The organism is Micromonospora sp. NPDC005194, from assembly GCF_040608335.1.
Classification (GTDB): domain Bacteria; phylum Actinomycetota; class Actinomycetes; order Mycobacteriales; family Micromonosporaceae; genus Micromonospora.
In genome coordinates this window covers 26,355-46,527 of sequence record NZ_JBEXIA010000046.1, presented here as the reverse complement: position 1 = coordinate 46,527, position 20,173 = coordinate 26,355, and the positions used below count along the sequence as shown (strand labels likewise).

At 70.8% G+C, this 20,173-nt stretch carries 20 protein-coding genes and 1 pseudogene; 10 read left to right on the top strand and 11 right to left on the bottom strand.

Going from position 1 to position 20,173, the window contains the following annotated elements; all coding sequences use genetic code 11:
- Positions 1-784 precede the first annotated feature (784 nt).
- Positions 785-2,116 (bottom strand): cellulose binding domain-containing protein, encoded by a 1,332-nt coding sequence (locus ABZU53_RS28360; RefSeq protein ID WP_355068541.1) that lies wholly within the window; start codon positions 2,114-2,116, stop codon positions 785-787.
- 772 nt (positions 2,117-2,888) lie between these two features.
- Between ABZU53_RS28360 and ABZU53_RS28355 the strand changes: the two genes are divergently transcribed.
- From ABZU53_RS28355 to ABZU53_RS28345, 3 genes and pseudogenes are all read left to right on the top strand, one after another.
- Complete coding sequence (locus ABZU53_RS28355; protein ID WP_354861147.1) at positions 2,889-3,134, top strand: hypothetical protein; 246 nt, start codon at positions 2,889-2,891, stop codon at positions 3,132-3,134.
- Positions 3,131-4,279 (top strand): hypothetical protein, encoded by a 1,149-nt coding sequence (locus ABZU53_RS28350; protein WP_355068539.1) that lies wholly within the window; start codon positions 3,131-3,133, stop codon positions 4,277-4,279. The genes ABZU53_RS28355 and ABZU53_RS28350 overlap by 4 nt, the downstream gene beginning before the upstream one ends.
- 151 nt (positions 4,280-4,430) lie before the next feature.
- Positions 4,431-4,637: pseudogene (locus ABZU53_RS28345) on the top strand (transcriptional regulator); the annotation flags it as partial.
- A gap of 126 nt (positions 4,638-4,763) precedes the next feature.
- Here ABZU53_RS28345 and ABZU53_RS28340 read toward each other — a convergent pair.
- The 4 genes from ABZU53_RS28340 to ABZU53_RS28325 form a co-directional block, all read right to left on the bottom strand.
- A complete protein-coding gene (locus ABZU53_RS28340) occupies positions 4,764-5,375 on the bottom strand; it encodes a YdeI/OmpD-associated family protein (protein WP_355068537.1) in 612 nt (203 codons plus the stop codon).
- Positions 5,376-5,537: 162 nt separating this feature from the next.
- Positions 5,538-6,812: a cellulose-binding domain-containing protein gene (locus tag ABZU53_RS28335; RefSeq protein WP_355068535.1), complete on the bottom strand. Its 1,275-nt coding sequence runs from the start codon at positions 6,810-6,812 to the stop codon at positions 5,538-5,540.
- A gap of 340 nt (positions 6,813-7,152) precedes the next feature.
- Complete coding sequence (locus tag ABZU53_RS28330; RefSeq protein ID WP_355068533.1) at positions 7,153-7,743, bottom strand: hypothetical protein; 591 nt, start codon at positions 7,741-7,743, stop codon at positions 7,153-7,155.
- A gap of 8 nt (positions 7,744-7,751) precedes the next feature.
- Positions 7,752-8,243, bottom strand: coding sequence for a YcxB family protein (locus ABZU53_RS28325; protein WP_355068531.1), 492 nt, complete (start codon positions 8,241-8,243; stop codon positions 7,752-7,754).
- 90 nt (positions 8,244-8,333) lie between these two features.
- On the opposite strand from ABZU53_RS28325, the gene ABZU53_RS28320 reads away from it, so the two are divergent.
- From ABZU53_RS28320 to ABZU53_RS28310, 3 genes are all read left to right on the top strand, one after another.
- On the top strand, positions 8,334-8,858 hold the full coding sequence (locus tag ABZU53_RS28320; RefSeq protein WP_355068529.1) for a hypothetical protein: 525 nt from the start codon (positions 8,334-8,336) through the stop codon (positions 8,856-8,858).
- Positions 8,859-8,875: 17 nt separating this feature from the next.
- On the top strand, positions 8,876-10,081 hold the full coding sequence (locus tag ABZU53_RS28315) for an MFS transporter (RefSeq protein ID WP_355068527.1): 1,206 nt from the start codon (positions 8,876-8,878) through the stop codon (positions 10,079-10,081).
- A gap of 62 nt (positions 10,082-10,143) precedes the next feature.
- Complete coding sequence (locus ABZU53_RS28310) at positions 10,144-10,572, top strand: hypothetical protein (RefSeq protein WP_355068525.1); 429 nt, start codon at positions 10,144-10,146, stop codon at positions 10,570-10,572.
- Positions 10,573-10,650: 78 nt separating this feature from the next.
- Here ABZU53_RS28310 and ABZU53_RS28305 read toward each other — a convergent pair whose 3' ends face one another.
- Entirely contained in the window at positions 10,651-11,121 is a 471-nt protein-coding gene (locus tag ABZU53_RS28305; RefSeq protein WP_354861133.1) for a VTT domain-containing protein, read from the bottom strand.
- Positions 11,118-11,711, bottom strand: a complete 594-nt coding sequence (locus ABZU53_RS28300) for a CDP-alcohol phosphatidyltransferase family protein (protein ID WP_355068523.1) — start codon at positions 11,709-11,711, stop codon at positions 11,118-11,120. The genes ABZU53_RS28305 and ABZU53_RS28300 overlap by 4 nt, the downstream gene beginning before the upstream one ends.
- 141 nt (positions 11,712-11,852) lie before the next feature.
- On the opposite strand from ABZU53_RS28300, the gene ABZU53_RS28295 reads away from it, so the two are divergent.
- The 3 genes from ABZU53_RS28295 to ABZU53_RS28285 all read left to right on the top strand — a co-directional run bounded on the left by ABZU53_RS28295 (position 11,853) and on the right by ABZU53_RS28285 (position 14,599).
- Positions 11,853-12,956, top strand: a complete 1,104-nt coding sequence (locus tag ABZU53_RS28295) for a sensor histidine kinase (RefSeq protein WP_355068521.1) — start codon at positions 11,853-11,855, stop codon at positions 12,954-12,956.
- On the top strand, positions 12,953-13,600 hold the full coding sequence (locus tag ABZU53_RS28290; RefSeq protein ID WP_355068519.1) for a response regulator transcription factor: 648 nt from the start codon (positions 12,953-12,955) through the stop codon (positions 13,598-13,600). The genes ABZU53_RS28295 and ABZU53_RS28290 overlap by 4 nt, the downstream gene beginning before the upstream one ends.
- Positions 13,601-13,717: 117 nt before the next feature.
- The gene (locus ABZU53_RS28285) at positions 13,718-14,599 is read left to right on the top strand and encodes a fructosamine kinase family protein (protein ID WP_354861127.1); all 882 of its coding nucleotides are present in this window, start codon (positions 13,718-13,720) and stop codon (positions 14,597-14,599) included.
- Between the two features lie 27 nt (positions 14,600-14,626).
- Here the strand turns inward: ABZU53_RS28285 and ABZU53_RS28280 are convergent, their stop codons facing one another.
- The 3 genes from ABZU53_RS28280 to ABZU53_RS28270 all read right to left on the bottom strand — a co-directional run bounded on the left by ABZU53_RS28280 (position 14,627) and on the right by ABZU53_RS28270 (position 17,237).
- Positions 14,627-15,754: a glycosyl hydrolase 53 family protein gene (locus ABZU53_RS28280; RefSeq protein ID WP_355068517.1), complete on the bottom strand. Its 1,128-nt coding sequence runs from the start codon at positions 15,752-15,754 to the stop codon at positions 14,627-14,629.
- A gap of 23 nt (positions 15,755-15,777) precedes the next feature.
- Positions 15,778-16,938, bottom strand: coding sequence for a cellulose binding domain-containing protein (locus ABZU53_RS28275; protein ID WP_355068515.1), 1,161 nt, complete (start codon positions 16,936-16,938; stop codon positions 15,778-15,780).
- A gap of 128 nt (positions 16,939-17,066) precedes the next feature.
- Positions 17,067-17,237, bottom strand: coding sequence for a hypothetical protein (locus ABZU53_RS28270; RefSeq protein ID WP_355068513.1), 171 nt, complete (start codon positions 17,235-17,237; stop codon positions 17,067-17,069).
- Positions 17,238-17,454: 217 nt separating this feature from the next.
- On the opposite strand from ABZU53_RS28270, the gene ABZU53_RS28265 reads away from it, so the two are divergent.
- The gene (locus ABZU53_RS28265) at positions 17,455-18,795 is read left to right on the top strand and encodes a glycosyl hydrolase family 18 protein (protein ID WP_355068512.1); all 1,341 of its coding nucleotides are present in this window, start codon (positions 17,455-17,457) and stop codon (positions 18,793-18,795) included.
- Positions 18,796-18,865: 70 nt separating this feature from the next.
- Here ABZU53_RS28265 and ABZU53_RS28260 read toward each other — a convergent pair whose 3' ends face one another.
- Positions 18,866-19,966 (bottom strand): NADAR family protein, encoded by a 1,101-nt coding sequence (locus ABZU53_RS28260; protein ID WP_355068510.1) that lies wholly within the window; start codon positions 19,964-19,966, stop codon positions 18,866-18,868.
- Positions 19,967-20,173 lie beyond the last annotated feature (207 nt).

The following is a 20,173-nucleotide window of genomic DNA, read 5'->3' as shown; positions in this document are numbered from 1 at the left end:
CGTGGCCAGGTTGTACACGTCCAATGCCTTGCCGCTGTTGCGGTTCACCAACACGTACCAGGCGCTGGTGTCGACCGTCGCCGCGGCCGCGGGCGACGACACCGCCATCGCGGCGGCGCCGGCGACCACCACCGCTGCCGCGCCGGCGGCGACTGCTCGCACCAACCACCCTCGCCGCCGCGAGGGCGGTGCCGTCGACGGAGACCTACCAAAGGCAGACATGATCCTCCTCAATCACCAGGAGCCGAACGGCCACCCGAAGCTGGGCGCACCGCGACACGCGACCGGGTGCATGCGTCGGGAATGTTCGCGCTAACAAGATCCCCTGCATGCTGTGGACGCACGCCTGAATCAAGGTCGGCGTCGCAGGCCCGCCCCGTGAGCCGTAGCCGTCGCCGTCCTTGACCATCGACTGTGAGCGATAACATGCTGTTCGTCAAGACGTAACATTGGCGCTTCGATGAGCCGGCGGCCCGCGCCCGCGCACGACGCGACCGATCGACGCCGATCATGCACGGCAACAATGCCGTCCGAGGTCCTCGACCTGGGAAGGCGCATCCGGCGATCTGGGATGGTTGGCGCTAACATCGACGCCCGCACATGGTCTGGTCCCGGCCTCCTCGGGCGTCGACGCCCCGACGTCCGGCAGGCGCGGCGCCGAAGCTCGCACCACCGGACGCACGGCCCGCGGCGCGGACGCTGCCCACCGCCGTGGCGGTCGCTGCGGTGTGGAACCCCGGCCCGGGGCCCGGAGCTGGTGGCTCCGGACCCCGGGCTCGGACGGTCAGGGGCTCGTGCAGGTGACGTTGCTGGGCGGGGTGTCGCCGTTGCCGGTGGCGGTGAACCCGAAGGTGGTCGAGGCGTTCGGCGCCAGGGTGCCGTTGTACGCGGCGTTGCGGACGGTGACGTTGCCGGTGGTGCCCGTGTTGGTGCCGTTCCAGAGGCTGCTGATGGCCTGGCCGCTGGCCAGGGTCAGGCGTACGGTCCAGCCGCTGATCGACGTGGCGGTGTTGTTGGCGACGGTGACCTCACCCTGGAAGCCGCCCGGCCAGCTGTTGACCGCCCGGTAGGTGGCGGCGCAGCTGCCCGGCTCCCCGGTCGGCGGCGTCGTCGTCGGAGGCGGCGTGGTGGGCGGGGGCGTCGTCGGCGGGGGCGTGGTCGGAGGCGGCGTGGTGGGCGGGGCCGTGGTCGGCGGGGCGGTCGTGGGCGGCGTGGTGGACTGGAACTGGGTGAAGAATCGCCAGATCTCCGCCGAGGTCCAGGTCCTGGAGTCGTTGGGGCTGGACGACCCGTCGACCGGGCTCGGGGTGTGGTCGCCGTCGAACGCGGCCCACTGCACGGGGTAACCCGCGCGGCAGCCGGAGTAGGTGGTGGTGATGTGGGTGAGGCTGCCTCGGCTGGGCTCGCGCGGGCTCTGTGCGGTGCAGCCGTTGTTCCGGACGAAGGTGTCGCGCAGCGCCCGGCCCTGGGAGATGTTCAGCACGCTGTCGTAGATGCCGTGGATGCCGAAGTACGCGACCGGCTGGGTACCGCCGTTACAGCCGCTGAGGTTGGCGCCGGAGAGCACGGTGACCGCCCGGATGACGGTCGGGCGGGCGCAGGCCACCGCGTAGCTCATGGCCCCGCCGTAGCTCCAGCCCAGGGCGAAACGCTGGGTCGTGTCGACGCAGAGGTCGTTCTCGACCTGCCGGGAGATGTCGTCGAACAGGGTCAGGTCCCGACCGTTCGTGTTGGCCCAACCGGCGTCGATACCCTGGGGCGCGACGAAGATCGTGCTGTTGTTCGACAACGGCGCCAGCCCGTAGTAGCCGGCCGAGGCGACGTTGTTGGCCGAGCCGTTCAGCCAGTGGAAGCCGAAGACCAGTCGGTACGGACGGTTCCGGTCATAACTGCCCGGGATCTGGAGGATGTAGCTGCGATTCTGGCCGCTGCTGGAAATCGTGCGCGTCCCGCTGGTGAGAGTGGGCGCCTTGCCGCACCCCGCGGTCGCCGCGAGGGTGCCGTTGGTGGCAGCCAACGCCTCGGCGCCGAATCCGCCGCGCAGCGCACCACCGGTCGCCGCGACGAGAACCACCGCGGCCGCGATGAACGAGAAGAGTTGTCTCCGTTTGACCATTGCTCGACTCCTTGCCGTTGATCGTCCGTAGGACATGCACCTCGCCGTCAACGAGTCGGTTCGCACCGGTGTGCGGGCCGGCATGCTCCTGAGGCCGGCATGGCGCACACGGGTGCGTACGGGCCGTACCGTCGCTGCCGGGGTTGTCCGTGACGGGGCAAGGGGGAATGCAGCCGGACCAGGGTCGTCCGACGACCGCCTGCGGTCGCCTGGCAGTGGCGGAGCGGCCCGGACTGGTCACCGACCGGCGAGGCGGCGGGAGGGACGAGCCCTCGGCATTGCCTGTGCCGATTGACTGAGGTGACTGGGAGCGTGCCCTTCGCTCCCGCGCCGAAAGATAGCATGTTATCGATAACATGCTCAACCGGCCGAGTGCCACGGAACCGGCCACAGCGGACGGACCGGCCCGACCCGCGCACCTCACCACCGTGGGCCGGAGCAGGGCAGGCGTCACGCCGGCGTGAGCCGCCCATCGTGCCGGTGGGCGGTGTCCCGCCCACCGGCACGATCGGTCGTCCGTGTCGCCGCCGGCAGTGCCCTTCGATATCGCAGCGAGGTCATCTTTTCGAGTCCTAGACTGCGAACGGGCACGGCGGAGCCGCCCCTGCCAACGGGGGAGGTGCGGGTGCCATGAATTTTCGGCCGACGCAACAGCAGGAACAGGCTCACGGCGGCGCGAATCGCGACATGCCCCCGCAATTGGGCTCGGACTCCATCCCCACGGCCGCCCAGCCGCACCTTCGGTGAGGCACACGACCCCGGCGCCGACGACATGGCGTCGCGGTGGGCGGCCAACAAGCCGGACCTCAGCGCGGATTCGGAGCTGTTGCGCAACGTCTATCACAAGTCCGCCGTCGACCTGCTGTCGATGCGCATCGTCAAGGAGATCAACGGCGAACAGGTCGTCCTGCTGGCCGCCGGAATGCCCTGGTTCCTGACCATTTTCGGGCGGGACACGCTGGTCACCGCCTACCAGAGCATCACCTGTGGACCGGACGTCGCGCGGGTGCGCTGGTGACGCTCGCCGCGCACCAGGGCAACGCCGTCGACGACTTCAGCGACCAGGAGCCCGGGAAGATCCTGCACGAGTTCCGATCCGGGGAGCTGACGCAGCTCGGCATCGCGCCGTACGGCCCCTGCTTCGGCTCGGCCGACACCACCCAGCTGTGGCTCATCCTGCTCTCCGAGTACTGGCGGTGGACGGGCGACGACGCGTTGGTGCGGCAGTTGCGGCCCAACGCCGACGCCGCTCTGCGGTGGATCGACGAATTCGGAGACCGGGACGGCGACGGTTACGTCGAGTACGCCACACGTTCCCCGGACGGGATGCGCAACCAGTGTTGGCGCGACTCACCGGACGGTGTGCAGTTCGCCGACGGCAGGCTCCCCGACCTGCCGGTCGCCACCTGCGAGATCCAGGGCTACACCTACGACGCCAAGCTTCGCGCCGCGGAACTCGCCGACGGACCGTGGGCCGACCCTCCGTTGGCGCGACGCCTGCGTGGCGAGGCCGCCGATCTGCGCGAGCGGTTCAACCGCGACTACTGGCTGCCGACGCGCGGCGGCTACTACGCGATCGGCCTCGACGCCGACAAGCGGCCCATCGATTCGATGACCTCGAACATGGGCCACCTGTTGTGGAGCGGAATCGTCCCGCCCGATCGTGCCGCCGCGGTGACTCGGCAGTTGATGTCCGACGCGATGTTCTCCGGGTGGGGTGTCCGGACCCTGTCCACCGAGGACGTGGGGTACAACCCCATCGGCTACCACCTCGGCACCGTGTGGCCGCACGACAATTCGATCATCGCCGCCGGGCTCGCCCGGTACGGCCACCGGGATGCGGCCAACCGCATCGCGATGGCGATGCTCGATGCGGCGGCCCACTTCGACTACCGCCTGCCCGAGGCGTTCTCCGGGTACGACCGATCGTTCGGACGACGGCCCGTGCCCTACCCCACCGCTTGCAATCCCCAGGCCTGGGCCAGCGGCGCCCCTCTGCTGCTTCTGCGGTCGATGCTCGGGCTCGACGTCAGCAACGGCCATCTCGCCACCGATCCGCGCATCCCCGAGGCGTTGGGAAGCATCCGGCTGACCGGCGTCACCGTGCACGGCACGCGGCAGACCGTCGACGCCTCGGGTTCGCGCCTGCGCTCCTCCGCCTGAGCTGCGGGGCGCCGCCAGCGGGTCACGGTTTCGAGCTGCTTGACCGCAGGGTGGACAGCGTCGACCTCCGGCTCGGTCGTCTCCCGCCCGACTGCGACCTCCCGCAGCGACGTGACGGCCAGGCCACGCGCCACCGCCCGAGTTCGCGTTCGTCCGCGACGCCGTGGAGCTCAGCGACTCCGCCCTGTCGAAGCGGATCTCGACGTTGAGCGACGGCGGGTACGTCGAGGTCCGCAAGGGCTACGTGGGCAAGCGCCCGCGGACCTGGATCAACCTCTCCACGGCCGGTCGGGCGGCTCTGAGCGCCCACATCGCCGCCCTGCGCGACATCGCCACCCGCGTGGACGGCGCCGACTGAAGGCCCTTTCGCCGCCCCCGGGGCCGTGGACAGCCAGTTGACCGTTCCGGTAGCCGTCGGACCCGGTCCCGAGGACGACCGGTGGCAGGTACGACGTGCCGGGTCAGGGCCGGCGGAGCGCCGTGATCACGAGGGTGGCGCGCTCGGCGGCCTGGCCTTCTGCGGAGAGATGGTCTCGTGGCGGGCCAGCATGGCGACGAACTCGCCGATCTTGCGCTCGCGGGTCTCCGCCCGTTTGACGGCGTTGAGGCGGTAGATGAGCGCGAACCGGTTGGTCTTGGTGAGCACGTCGAACATGGCCTGGGCGGCGGGTTCGGCGGCGATGGCGGCGAGCAGGTCGGCCGGCACCTCGGCTTCCGACGCCGGGGCGTACGCGGCAGCCCACCGCCCGTCGGCCTTCGCGGCCTCCACCGCGGCGCGGCCGGTGGGCATCATCCGTCCCTGCGCCTCCAGCCGGGCGACGTGTTCGACGTTGCGTTGGGACCAGACACTACGGGGTCGGCGAGGGGTGAACCGGATCCAGGAGGTCTGCTCGTCCCCTTTGCGGGCCTGCCCGTCGATCCAGCCGAAACACAGCGCCTCGTCGACCGCGTGCTGCCAGGTCAGCGTGGTGACCGTGCCGCCCTTCCTGGTCAGGGCGAGCCAGACGCCGGGCGACGTGGCGTAATTCTCCGACAACCATGCGCGCAGCGCGTCGGCGTCCGCGACGATCAACTCTTCCAGTTCGGCGCTCGCCATGGCAGCAGGCTATCGGTGCGCTGTGACAGCGCCCTCGGCCGGTGGGACGGCCCGATCCGCCGGGCGGTCGGGATCAGCACCGGCGCAGCAGTCGGAGCTGGCCAAGGGTGTGACACGTCGAGCGGGCCACACCCTTGACCGGAGCTACCGGACCTCGCAGGGTCAGCAGCCGATCCGGCTGGACCCGACCGCGACGTCGTCGTACCAGAGGGTGTCGGCTCCGTTGCCGTAGCTCTCCCAGCCGAGCTTCAGGTCGGTGAGCTGCGGACGCCAGGTGCGGTTGTACCACTGACCGTCGATGTCGTGCGTCGGTACTCCGTCCGCGGTCAGCCCCGCGATGGCCGTGCCGTCCAGCCAGGTACGCAGCTGCCCGGCCGAGCCGTCCACCATGAACTCCAGGCAGGCCCACCGGTTGGTGGGAAGCGGGACGCTCTGCGCCACCCCGGCCGGGCTCTGCTCGGGCAGGGTCGCGTCGTCGGAGGCGCGGTTCCACTGCAGGGCGCCGTTCTGGCCGCCCATCCGCAGGTCCCGGTTGCCGTCGGCGGCGTCGGCCATCGCCATCATCGTGGTGTGGTCGGTGGGCTGGGCGGTGGTGTGCCGTACCCAGATCCGGCCGTACCGCACGCTGCCCACGCTGCTGAGATTCTTGGTGGACCTGATGAAGACGTGGTTGCAGTACCCGGCTGCGCCGTTGATCCGGACGGCCCGGCTGCCGCTGTGCGTGGTGGCCGTGTCGATGGTGGCCGTGCCGGCGCCCGAACAGTCCGGGTTCACCACGGTCCAGTCGCCCGACGGCGTCGCGCCGGTCTGGTTCTCGAAGCCGTCGCAGAGCACCGCACCGGCGCACCCGGCCGGCGGCGGGGTGGTGGGCGGAGGCGTCGTGGGCGGAGGCGTGGTGGGGGGCGGGGTGGTCGGCGGGGGCGTCGTCGGGGGCGGGGTGGTCGGCGGGGGCGTCGTCGGCGGAGGGGTGGTCGGCGGGGGCGTGGTCGGCACGCCGGTCGTCGGGGTCGGGCCGGTGCCGTTGCACGGCACGCCGTTCAGGCTGAACCCGGTCGGCGTGCCGCCACTGGTGCCGTACGTGCCCTGCACGCCGAACTCGGCGGAACCGCCGGCCGGGATGCTGCCGTTGTACGACATGTTGCGCGCGGTCACCGTCGATCCGGACTGGCTGACCGTGGCGTTCCAGCCGTTCGTGACGCGCTCGTCCCCGGCGTACCTCCAGGTGACGGTCCAACTGGAGACGGCGCTGTCGCCGGGGGTGACCTTGATGTTGGCGGTGAATCCGCCGGGCCACTGGTTGGGCGTGTAGTCGACCCGGCAACCCTGGGCGGCCGCGGCGGGGACGACGAGCAGGGCCGTTCCGGTCGCGGTCACGGCGGCGGCCAGCGCGGCGACGACCGCCAGGGTCGGGGCGGGGCGGGCGCGGAGAATCGTCATGAAAAGTCCTTCTGCCATCGAGCTGGGGAAATCGGCGCGGCAGCGCGCGTCCGGAGCGGACGCGGCGCGACAACGCGCCGGGTGCGGCGCGGCGATGCGCCACAGCGACTGGTCGATGCGTACGACCGACGTGCCCGGCTCGGGGTGGACCTGTCAGTCGCCGACGGCCCGGTTGCCCGGACCTCGGCGGCGCCCGCCCTCAATCTATTGACAGATTCCTATCGAATCAAGCGTCACGCTTCCGAGTGGGATCACGCCGCCCGCGCGTTATGCTGCCGGGCGCCCCGACAGGGTTGACACCACGTGGAAGGCGATCCCCACGCTTCTCCGCTCGATCAGGTCAGCCCAGGTCGACGATGTCCACCGCGGGTGCGAAGTGGCGGACCGCCACCTCGAGACTGGGGCGGTGCAGCCGCCAGAAGGTCGCCGGCCGACTGTCGGCCAGAACGGCCGGCGGCACGTGCGGGACCGCTGTCTGAACCAACCACCGCAGGCCGCGCGAGCGAGCCGAGCCGGGCAGCGGCGGCAGACCGCGACGCCTCCGTAGGCCGACGTACGGAGTCGTGACCACACCGCTCTGCTGCGTCCACAGCACCACGGACTCGATGTCGGACCACGGCACCACAGCGGTGTGCGACGACGGCCAGGGCGGCACCTGGCCGAGGGTGACCCCGGCCGCGTCGACGCGAAGGGCGACACGGCGGCCCAGCACGGCGATGAGCCGCAGCAGCAGGTACGCGCCGCCGAGCATCGCGGCGAGGATGCCGGCGAACGGCTCGTCGCGGAACATCAGGACGCCCACGGCGACGAGGACCACGCTGACGGGCGCCAACAAGAGGTCACGGCGGGTCAGGCCGAACGACACCTCGTACACCTCACCCGGACCGACCGTGCTGATCGGGGCGGTCTCGCCGCTCGAAAAGGGTGCCACATTCACCCTTACCGGAGCAGCCCACGGTCGACCATGAAGGCTCGCAACGTCTCGGCGTCCTCGGCGGACATCAACCACCGTGGGATCACGGTCGCCGGCATCCGGCCGACGTACACGATCCAGAAATCCGGGGTGTCCTGCACCTGGGCGACGCCGTCCCACGCGATACCGCCGGACTCCGAGCCGCTGCGCATCATGATGTTGTCATCGGTGATGTCGTAGCCGCCCTCGACCGCGTAGCGACCAGAGCGGCGACGCGCGCGCCACCGCACCCACGGCAGGTACAGCATCGACAGCACGCCGCCCACGAGCATCGCCATCCACAGCGGCGCCGTCCGCTCGCCGGACGCGAACCCCCGCGAGACGACCAGACCGATCGCCCCCACCGCCGCCAGCACCGCGCCGACGTAGCTGTACCTGCGCAGCCGAACACCGCCGAGCGTGGCCGCCACGCGACCCGGGTAGTCGGGATCAGCGGGGACGTCGAAACGGATGTGCACCCCAGAACGATAGTTCCCCAACCGCCCCGGGCACCGCCGGGTCGGCCGCCGGAGTTTCGCCGGCGGTCGCTTGCGGGTAGCGGATGGCGCATGAACCGCGATCTCGTCAGGGCTCTCCAGGTCGCCTGGGAGCTGCCGGAGTTCCGCAGCGGGGTGCGGCACCTCATCGATCTCGACGAGGTGTCCGTGCTGCTGGCCACGCTGTCCGTCCCGGATCACGACGGCGAGGTCGAGCGCAGCCTGCTGGGCCTGCTGCGCTCCGGCCTGGAGACGGTCGAGATCCGGGAGGCCGTGCTGCTGCTGTTGGAGCAGGACGAGGTACGCCGGCCGCTCGTCGCCGCGGCGGTGGAGCCGCTTGCGGCCCGACCGGGCCTGGCCGCCGCCATCGCCTCGGCGGCCGAGGACCCTGCGGTACGACGTGAGGTACGGGCCGCGCTGGACAGCGCCAAGGTGCGCGAGCTGATCTGGCAGGCGATGGAGAACCAGGTCAGCGACAACCGGTTCGGCCTGATCCGTCGGGCGGCAGTGCTGTTCGTGTGGCACCCGAGCGTCCGGCGTCTCGCGTGGGCCGTGCGCCGTCACGGCGTGCTGCGCGAACTCCGCCGCAAGCCGTAATCCACTAGCGTGGCGGGGTGGCAGCGTCCGGCACGGCACCGCCGCCCGAGATGAGTCGCCGGCTGACGTTCCTGCTCGCGTTGGCAGCGGGAGCGGCGATCGCCAACCTGTACTGGGCGCAGCCGCTGCTCAGCTTCATCGCCAGCGACCTCCGCGCCGCCACCGCGACGGCCGGCTGGCTCGTCACCGCGACGCAGACCGGGTACGCCGTCGGCGTACTGCTGCTCGTGCCGCTCGGCGACGTCCTGGACCGCCGCCGGTTCGTCCCGGTGCTGCTGGTGGCCTCGGCCGCCGCGTTGCTGCTGTGCGCGCTGTCGCCGTCGTTCGGCGTTCTGCTGCTCGCACTGACCGTCCTCGGCGTCACGACGATTTCCGGGCAGGTCCTCACGCCGCTGGCCGGGGACCTGGCCGGCGACGCCCACCGCGGTCGGATCGTCGGCGTCGTCGGATCCGGGACCCTCAGCGGCATCCTCGCCTCCCGTACGATCAGCGGGTTCGTCGCCGGTGCCGCCGGCTGGCGTACGACCTTCGCCCTCGCCGCAGTCGTCGCCGTCCTGCTCGCGGTCCTGCTGTACCGCGCGATTCCACCGCTGGCGCCGCGCACCCGCCTGCCGTACCCGCAGCTCATCGCCTCGGTCGGCGCGGTGGTCCTGCGCGAGCGGGCGGCCCGCTGGACGCTGGTCCTGGCCGCCACCGGGTTCGCCGCGTTCTCGCTGTTCTGGACGGCGCTGACGTTCCTGCTCAGCGGCCCACCGTTCCGATACCCGGTAGCGGTGATCGGGATGTTCGGACTGGCCGGCCTCGCCGGTGTCCTATCCGGCCTGCGCGGCGGTCGTCTGCACGACCGTGGTTGGTCGCTTCCGGCCACCGGGGTGGCGTGGACACTGGCCCTCGGCGCCTTCGTCGTCGCGGCGTTCGCCGGCCGGTGCGTCGCGCTGCTCATCATCGCGATCATCATGATCGATGTCGCTCTCCAGACGCAGGCCCTCCTCAACCGGGCGCGGCTGTTCGCCCTCTCCCACGAGGCCCGCAGCCGGCTCAACACGGCACTGGCGACCGGGAACTTCGTCGGCGCCGCCATCGGCTCCGCCGCCGCGACCACGTTCTGGGCCGCGGGCGGCTGGACAGCGGTCACGATCACGGGAATGGGACTCTGCTGCTTCGCACTCACCGTGTGGGCACTGGGACGGCGTGGTCCGCTGGCGATCCGCCTCGCCGAGTGACTCGCGGCGGACGACGTTGGGCGGGGTGAGGGGACCGCGGGTCACCCACTAGCGTGCGCGTGGTGGAGGCAGCGGGAGCCTTTCGCCGGACGGCGATCGAGCGATCAGACCAGCGCGTCGCGTGGGAACGGACCGACCAGGCATTCTTCGCCGCCGGGGCCTGCCACATCCTCGCCTGGGTCTGTCGGGACACGTACCCGGACCGGTTGATCGAGGTGGCGGCGGTGCGCCTGGCGGGCGAGTTGCCGGTCGTCCACACGTACGCGGTCTGGGGCGGTTGGGCGTTCGACCATGCGGGCTGGAACCCGGAGCAGCAGGTCCTGGCGGTCAACGCGGCCTTCGAGGGCCACCCGCTCGAACGCGTCCCGATCAGCACCGATCTCGCCGAATTCTGCGCCGAGCACCACCACCGCATGCCCGACGGGTACTGGCGAGACCCGATCCCGCGGGCCCGTGCATATGTGGGCCGACATCTCCCGCCCTGGGAATGAGCGACCGGCAGTGTCGCGAGCGTGTCGGCGGGCACGGGTGAGCCGTCGTGTTCGTCGCCGCTCCCCCGACGGCGGGGGTCAGGCCAGCGTCGCCGGCAGGACGAGGAGGGCGAATCGGATCACCCGCCCGAGAAGGCAGGCGACGGCGAACTCCCAGTGGCGCAGGCCCGCAGTGCCGGCGGCGAAGCTGACCACGGCCAGCGGTGGGACCCCGACCGCCGCGGAGACCAGCACGGTCGGAAGGGCGGTGCGGCGGCGTGAGAGCCAACGCCGGATCGGCCCGGTCCACCGGGCGGCTCGGGCCGCCGTACGACCTGACCGGCTCTGTCTCCTGAGCCTGCGGGCCAGCCGCCCCGTTCCGCGACGCGCGGATTCGAACAGGAGCAGCTTGCCGGCGGTCTGCCCGAGCGCCAGGGCGAGCACGGCGACGACAACGTGGCCGCCACGGTGCCCGGCGACCACCGCGTACGCCTCGGCGTTGACGACCGGAACGAGGGCCGAAGCGAGACCGTAACCGAGCCCCGCGACCGCCTCGGCGAGGCTGCTCACGCGCGGCCGTCCCGGTCGAGCAGCCGGGCCACCGCGGCGACTGACCACAGCTTGACCACGACGACGGCGACGGCGACGGCCAGCGCGAGCCGGTACTGCCCGAACGCGATGGCGCCGACGACCCCGGCGGTGTTGGCGGCCTTGGCCACCGGAGACCAGTTCCACGCCCACACCCGGCGGTCGACCAGGTGGAAGTAGTTGGGGCTGAGCACCGGCCAGCACAGGAACGCCAGCGACAGCATGGTGTCCAGCACCAGGAACGACAGCAGGAACACCAGGGCCACGACCGCGACGTCGGGCACGAGGGAGACCAGGCCCACGCAGAGTACGGCGGTGCACGCGCGATCGCTGACGATGTCGAGGACGGCCCCCGCCCGGGTCTCCTGTCCGAGCCGCCGGGCAGCCCAGCCGTCGAGCATGTCCCCGACCCAGTAGATGCCATACGCTACCGCCATAAATGCCACCGATCCCGCGACGAGGGCGGCGATCCCGACGGTGACCGCGGCGACCGTGCGGACGGCGGTGATGTAGTTGGGAACCGTGCGGAGAGGGCCGACACTGCTGGCGGCGCGGGAGTCGACGAGAGTCACCCCAGAAGCGTCGTGCGGTGCGCCTCTCGGCGGAACGTGCCGTGGTGCCGATCCGCTCGCCGGGGCAGCACCGGGGTACCGCCCGATCCGGTACCGAGGTACTGGTCAGTCTCCGAGCTGGTCGCGGAGACTGTTGAGGTGATGACCGACATCCGGGAATGGTTGCGTGACCCCGAGCGGGTGCGCGGGCTGGCGTACGCCTTGGCGGGGTTGATCATCGCTCTCGTGATCACGACCGTCGAGGGGGGCCTGTCCGTGCCGGCGGGCTGGGCGTGGCTGGTGGTGCCGGTCGGCCTCGGCGCCACGGCGCTGCGGCCCCGCTACCGCGCCCTGGTCTTCGCGGCCTGTGCCGGGTTCGTGGCGATCGTGAGCACCGGGGAGTCGGTGCAGTTGGGCCTCGCGGCCGCCTGCCTCGTGTTCCTCTCCAGCTGCGAAGACCCAGCCCGGCGTCCGTGGCTGGGGTGGCTGGCTGGCCTGCTCGGCGCGGCCGGCGCCCTCACCAACGCGCTGCTCACCGGGCGAGGAATGTACGAGCAGCCGTTCGTCTTCGTGACGGCCGGCTATGTCCTGGCGATCCTGTTGCGGTCGTGGTCCCGCGGCCGCGCGCTCACCCGGGAGGCGGACGACCTGCGCGGCCAGGCGGCCTGGCTCGAGCAGCGCACCAACCTCGCCCGCGAGCTGCATGACGTGGTCGGCCACCACGTCACCGCGATGGTGGTCCAGGCCGAGGCGGGCCAGCTCAGCGCCGACCCGGGGGCGGCGCTGCGGGCGATCGCGGGCAGCGGCCGCACCGCGCTGAGCGAACTGGACACGCTCGTCGTGCACCTGCGCGATCCGCACGCGGCGATCGCGGTGAGCGCGCCGCCCCGCCTGTCCGATATCGACGAGCTGCTCGCGCAGCCGCTGCGCCAGCAGGGCGTGGCGGTACGGGTACGTGTGGACCCGGAGCCGGGTCTGGACGAGATCGGCGTGTTGACCGCCTACCGCATCGCCCAGGAGGCCCTCACCAATATCGCCCGCCACGCGAAGGCCACAGCGGCCTGGATCGAACTGGTCCGCGTCGGCGACCACGCCCGTCTACGGGTCAGCGACGACGGCGTCGGGCCGCCCCAGACCCCCAGGCGCGGTTCGGGCCTGCTGGGCATCGAGGAGCGCGTGCGGGCGCGCGGTGGAAGCTGGGAGCTGACGCGCCGACCCGGCGGCGGCACCCTGGTGCAGGTCACCCTGCCGGTGGCGAACCCGTGATCCGGGTAGCGATCGTCGACGACCAGCAGCTGGTCCGCGACGGCTTCGGCCTGATCCTGCGGTCCCAACCCGACATCCATGTCGCCGCCGAGGCGGCCGACGGCCGGCAGTTCCTCGACGCCGTGCGTCGCGACCCCCGCATCGACGTCGCCCTCGTGGACATCCGCATGCCGGTGCTCGACGGTCTGCAGGCCACCCGCGAGCTGGCCGCGATCCCGCACGCCCCGGCCGTGATCGTCGTGACCACCTTCGACGACGACGCCTACGTCCTGGACGCCATCGCCTCCGGCGCGCGCGGGTTCCTCCTCAAGCGGTGCAGCGCAGCCGATCTGATCGCCGCGGTACGCACCGTCGCCGCCGGCGAGGCGATCCTCTCCGCCGAGGTCACCGGCGCCGTTCTCGACCGGGTACGCGCTACCGGGCCGGCCACCCGCGTGGACCTGGCGGTCTACCAGCTGACCCCGCGGGAGGCCGACGTGCTCGCCCTGATCGGCGCCGGGCTCAACAACAACGAGATCGCCGAGCGCCTCTTCCTCTCGATGAGCACCGTCAAGACCCACGTCACCAATGTGCTGGCCAAGACCGGCAGCCGTGACCGAGTGGGCGCCGCCATCCTGGCGATCCAGGCCGGCCTGACACCCTGACCCGTCGGCGGAAGCGGGCCGGAAGACGATCGTCGATCGTCGATCGTTCGGGAGGCGGGCATCCGCCACCTAGGATTGCGCGCGACGTGAACCACCGCACCCGAGGAGTCGGACCTGATGCGCTCGACGACGGTCCTGCTGGAGCGCCTGCTCCGGCCCAGGATGCGCGACATCGTCGCGGTGGAACCGGTGACGGGCGGGATCGCTGCGCTCGCGGGCATCGCCACCCGCCGGGACGCGCCGCCGGTGTTCGTCAAGGCCTTCGCCGACGCTCCGGCCGACGACGTCTTCGTCGCGGAGGCCGAAGGGCTGGCCGCCCTGCGCGAGCTCGGCGGTGTGGCGGCACCCGAGGTGATCCTGGCGGACCGGGAACTTCTCGTCTTGTCGATGCTGGAGCCGAGGCCGCGCAGCGAGGTCTTCTGGGAGCAGTTCGCCCACGTCCTCGCGCGCATGCACATGAGCACGACCCATCCTCGCTTCGGATGGCACCACGACAACTGGCTGGGCCGTCGCCGCCAGATCAACACCTGGAATGACGACGGCTACGCCTTCTTCGCACAGCACCGGCTGCTTCGGTGGCTCGGGCAGCCGCGCGTCGAGGCGGCACTGGACGCGGGCGACCGGGCGGCGCTGGAGCGGTTGTGTCACCGGCTGCCCGACCTGCTGCCGGACCGGCCGGCCTGCCTGACGCACGGCGACCTGTGGGTGCAGAACATCCTGGCCACTCCGGACGGGCAGCCCGCGCTGATCGATCCGGCCGTGTCGTACGTGTGGGCCGAGGTCGACCTCGCCCACGTGTGGTCCACCTCGCCTCCGCCCGAGGCGCGACGGATGTTCGAGGTCTACGCGGAACTGACCTCGCTCGACAGCGGTTGGCAGGCCCGCATGCCGATCATCCAGCTGCGGCAACACCTCGCCGTGCTGGCCCAGTTCGACGACGACTGGGGCGCGGCCGACCAGATCCGCGCCGTCCTCGCCCCATTCCGGAAGCGGTCCTGACCGCGGTCGCGCGCGTCGGGCGACGGGTCAGGGCGTCCAGCGCACGCCCGGGTTCACCCGCCCGGACCAGTCGAAGACCGCCATGTTGTCCCACTGGTTTCCGGTGCCGTTGATGTTGGCCGGATCCCAGCCGTTGCCGTTGACGGCGTACCAGGTCGGCTCCCAGTAGAAGACACCGACGGCTCCCGCGTTGCGGGCCGTGTTCTGGACCCAGTCGAACTCCTGGGCCTGCCCGGACCAGGTCGCGCTGATGCCGTCACAGGTCGCGTCGCCGATGGCGTTCGGCTCGCTGTCCGCGTTGTTCCGGGTGAAGGGGTACGCAGTCTCCACGATCACCACCGGCTTCCCGTAGCGGCCGCGCAGGTCGACGATGTTGTTGTAGAGGTTCGCCAGGGTCCCGTGCCACATGCAGTAGTACGACAGGGCCGTGATGTCCCACTGCACACCCTGGGCGCGGATGCCGTCGTAGAACCATCGCGCGTTGGCGTTGCTGTCGGCGTCGGCGGTGTGGATCATCACCGGGATGCCGCTGCCGCACGCCTTGGTCGCGTTGTAGCCCTGCTTGAGCAAGCCGGCCAGCGGGGCGAAGTCGTTGTTGACGACCTTGCCCTCGTCCCACAGCATCCCGACGTTGATCTCGTTGCCGATCTGCACACTGTCCGGTGGGGTGCCCTGCCCTCGGAGGCTGGAGCAGACGTCGTAGGTGAAGGTGTAGACGTCGGTGCGCAGTTGACTCAGGCTGTGGCCGACCCAGGCGGCCGGCTTGTACTGCTTGCCGGGGTCGGCCCAGGTGTCGGAGTAGTGGAAGTCGATGAGCACTTTGAGGCCCTTCGCCCTGGCCGCCCTCGCCTGGGCCAAGACCTTGCTCTTGTTGTTGTAGCCGCTGATCGGGTTGTTCCAGACGCGCAGTCGGACGTAGTTGACGCCGACGGACTTCAGGATGTCCAGTGGGTCGCGGGCGACACCGCCGGCGTCGTAGTACCTGGCGCCCAGATCCAGGCTGCGCTGCAACGAGGAGACGTCGGCGCCCCGCATGCTGAGCGTATTCGCGGCGGAGGCGGGCACGGTCGTACCGCCGAATGTGGTCGAGGCGGCGAGAATGCCGGCCGCGACAGCCCCGAGCAGTGCTCTGCGGCGGCGGTGGGGTGTGCTCACGAAATCCTCCAATGGGGACGCGCTCAGCCCACCGTGCAGGGGGCGCCGTTCAACGAGAAGCTGGTCGGCGGCGCGTCGCTGGTGCTCCACCGCCCCTGGACGCCGAAGCTCGCCGAGCCGTTCGGCGCGAGGACGCGGTTCCAGTCGACGTTACGGGCGGTCACGGTGGCGCCGGTCTGGCCGACCGTGGCGTTCCACCCCGAGATGACCTGCTGGTCTCCCGGGAAGCTGAAGGTGACGATCCAGCCGTCGACCGGTGCCGCCCCGGCGTTCTGGACCGTCACCGTGGCCACGAAGCCGCCGTGCCACTCGGACTGGTTCCGGTAGGTGACCCGGCAGGTCGAGGGCGGTGGGGGCGGCGGAGTGGACGTCGTGGGCAGGGCGACCGTGTTGGACGCGATCGACACGTTGCCCACCGCGTCCCGGGCCCGTACGTAGAACAGGTTGCGAAGCGGCGTCGACGGGGGTAGCGACGCCGTGTACGTCGTTCCCGGCACGGTGGCGATCAGCGTCGAGGTGAACCAGCCGTCGAACTGGTAGACGTTGTACCCGAGCACGCCGACGTTGTCCGTCGACGGCGACCAGGACAGCGTGGCGGTCGAGGCGGTCACCTCGCCAACGGTCAGGTTCTGCGGGGCGCTCGGCGGGGTGGTGTCCGGGCCGGTGTCCGTCACCGGGGTGACCACGGTCAGCGCGTCCGTCGAGGCTGAGCGGTGTCCCAGGCTGTCCCGGGCGGCCACCCGGAACGAGTACTGCTTGCCCGGCCGGAGGTAGTTGCTGATCGTGGTGGTGGTGACGGCCCCGACGCTGGCGCTGTAGATGACGTCGTCGAACGCCTGGTAGTACGTGATGTCGTAGCCGGTGACGGCGCAACAGCCCGGCCTGGCGGCCGTCCAGGTGAGGGTGACCGACCCGGTCCGGACCTCGCTGGCGGTCAGGTTCGTGGGCGCGCTCGGCGGGAAGGGCGACGTGCTCGGCGTACTGGGCGCCGTGGTTGGCGTCGGCGCCGCGGGCCCGCCGGGGGCCGGGACGATTCCGGGGTACGCGGCCGGCGGCGCGGCCCCGGCGTCGGCTGCCGGAGCGGCGCTGATCGCGGTGGTGAGCACCGCCGTCGACACCACGACGGCGGCCAGCAGACCCGGCAGTAGGCGGCGGATCAGCGAGGACGGGAACACGCCTGTCATACGTCGACGATCCCGCCACGTATCGATGATCGCCAACGTATCTCACGCCTCGGTCGGCGACCATGCGCGGGTCCCACCCGAGTCCTTGACGTCTCACAGCGGGGCGGGACAGCGCTGCCGGACGACTGTCACGCCGGCTCGGGTACGCCTCCGGGCTCGCCGTCGTCGGGCATCGGTTCAGTCGGCGCGGCCGGCAGTTCGTTCGACGTACCGGGAAGCAGCTCTTCGGCGGTCTCCGGAACGGGCTCGCGAGGATCGAGGGGTGGATAGACGTCCGGATCGAGGTCAGGATTGGTCATCGGGGAAGTATCCAGCACGACAGTCGCCGCCGCCTGTCGAGGCGGTCGCCGCGGCACCCGGGCACCGGTCCCCTCGGCGGCCCCGGACGCGGCTGGGCGCCCCGGAGCCGCCGGCGACGGCGACGACCCGGCCGCTATCTGTAAACAACCCTTGCTATTAAGCCACACGAACGTCAATATGTGGAGGTCACGGGTCGCCGAAGCCGGGGAGTGAGCCATGAGAAGCCGTCGGATTTTCGCAGTGGTGGCCGGGGCGGCGATGACCGTCACGGCCGCCGTCGCCTTCGTCCCCAGCAGCATGGCGGCCGTGCCCTCGGCCAACGCCGTCGCGCTGGTCGCCTGCACCGCGCCGGCCTGGGCCGAGGGCACCACCTACCAGGCAGGCACCCAGGTCACCTACGGTGGCCGGCTCTACCAGGCTCTGGTCACCCACACCGCGTACCCCGGCGCCGGCTGGAACCCCGCCGCGACCCCGTCGCTGTGGCGTGACCTGGGCGCGTGCTCGGGAAGCACTCCGCCGCCCACCACGCCACCACCGACGACCGCGCCGCCCACCACGCCGCCTCCGACCACACCTCCCCCCACCACGCCGCCGCCAACCGGCGGGACCTGCGCGGTGAAGTCGCGGCCCACCGGCAAGGTGTTGCAGGGCTACTGGGAGAACTGGGACGGCGCCTCGAACGGTGTCCACCCCGGACTCGGCTGGATCCCGATCACCGACAGCCGGCTCAACCAGCACGGCTACAACGTGATCAACGCGGCATTCCCGGTGATCCGCTCAGACGGCACGGTCCTCTGGGAGAACGGCATGGACGCCGGCGTGAAGGTGGCCACCCCGGCCGAGATGTGCCAGGCCAAAGCCGCCGGCGCCACGATCCTGATGTCGATCGGCGGGGCCGCCGCGGGCATCGACCTGAGCTCCACCGCGGTCGCCGACCGGTTCATCGCGACGATCGTGCCGATCCTGACGGCCTACCACTTCGACGGCATCGACATCGACATCGAGACCGGCCTGACCGGTAGCGGCAACATCAACACCCTGTCGACGTCGCAGGCCAATCTGATCCGGATCATCGACGGGGTGCTGGCCCGGATGCCCTCGAACTTCGGCCTGACCATGGCACCGGAGACGGCCTACGTCACCGGCGGCAGTGTGGTCTACGGCTCGATCTGGGGCTCGTACCTGCCGATCATCAAGAAGTACGTGGACAACGGCCGGCTCTGGTGGCTGAACATGCAGTACTACAACGGCAGCATGTACGGCTGCGCCGGCGACTCGTACCCCGCCGGCACCGTGCAGGGCTTCACGGTGCAGACGCAGTGCCTGAACAACGGCCTCACCATCCAGGGCACCACCATCCGCGTGCCGTACGACAAGCAGGTTCCGGGCCTGCCCGCGCAGTCCGGTGCCGGTGGCGGCTACATGTCGACGTCGCTGGTCACCCAGGCGTACAACAGTGTCCCCGGCATCAAGGGCCTGATGACCTGGTCGGCGAACTGGGACGGGTCGAAGGGCTGGACCTTCGGCGACAACGTGAAGCGCCTGCAGGGCCGCTGACCCGCAACACTGTCTCCTGATCACCGGCCCGGACCGTTCACGGGCCGGTGATCCCTTTCGGCGGGACCGGTTATCGGTGAGTCAGTTCCGACCGGACGAGTTCCAGCAGCCGTCCAATCCAGTTGGTGCCGCTCGAACTCCAATATTTCGAAGCCCAGTCGTTGTAGAGCAGCCGGGCGTCACCCGTGCCCAGCAGCGTTTCCGCCATCGCCGGATGGCGCTCGAACTTGTCCCGCAGCAGCGAGGCCATCACGCTCAGCCGCGCCGCCGGCCAGCCTGCCCGCCGGGGTGCCTCCTCGCCGACAGCCCGGGCGTCGAGGCCACGGACGGCCGTGGCGATCCGATCGCGCCATTCGGCGTCATCAGTGGACAGCGCCCAGTAGGCGTGCATGACGCTCGCGTACTCCCGGCCGCCGTGTATCACCGCCGCCGGATAGTCGATCTGCAGGACCTCGAGGCCCGCAGGGTCCGGCCAGCCATGCGGATAGACGTGCCCGCCGATGGTCAGCGGGACGGTTGTCTCCGGTCCGTCCGCCACCTGCTGTGTCCGGGCTTTGGCGATACCAGCCTCGCTCCTGCGGAAATAGTCGAGCGCCTGCTTCCGGGCCTCGGGGGTCACCGTGAGCATGTGGCCTGAGCGCCTGGCCTGGATCGTCTCACCCACTTCAGCGAGCAGGATCCGGACCGGGACGTCGTTCTGGTCCATGTCACCGAGCATGTAGATCCGGCGGTGTTCGGGCACCGCGTGATACAGCGCGCGAACGATTTCCAGGTTTGCCCCGGTCGGCTCCGCGGCGTACACCAGCAGTGCGTTCCAGCAGCGCCGGGAGGAATCCGGCCGGTTGTTGAGAAGGTCCACCTCGTCGGCGAGTTCGCCGATCACCAGCTCCGGAGTCAGCCACGACTCCAGTGCCGGCACGGATCCTCTCGCCGTGCCGCTGATGATCAGCGAAGAGCCCTCGGGTGGCGTCAGGGTCAGCGTTCCATCGTCGAACACAGCGCGAAGGCCGTCGAGATCAGTTGAACCGTATCGCCAGAGGACGACGCCGTCCGCGAAAACGCCGAGCGTGCTGAGTGCGTAGTGATCACCTTTGTTGACGAAGATGAGGCGTTGCCGCCCTTCGATGACATCGCCGCCGACTACGCGCGACGTCGAAGTGCTGTACGGCATGTCGGCGAGCCTAACGGGACGCGGCGCCGGGTCCCGGCCGACCGCCAGCAACATGACCGTGATGGCGCCGGGCCTACCGCCAGCCGGCGTCGCTGAACGAGTGTGCTGGTCACGGGACGGTTCGCTGGGAGCGATACCAGTCGGGGTAAAATTCAACCCTTCCGATCGCTAGACTCGCCGCAATCCGGCACCGCCCGCAGACCTCAG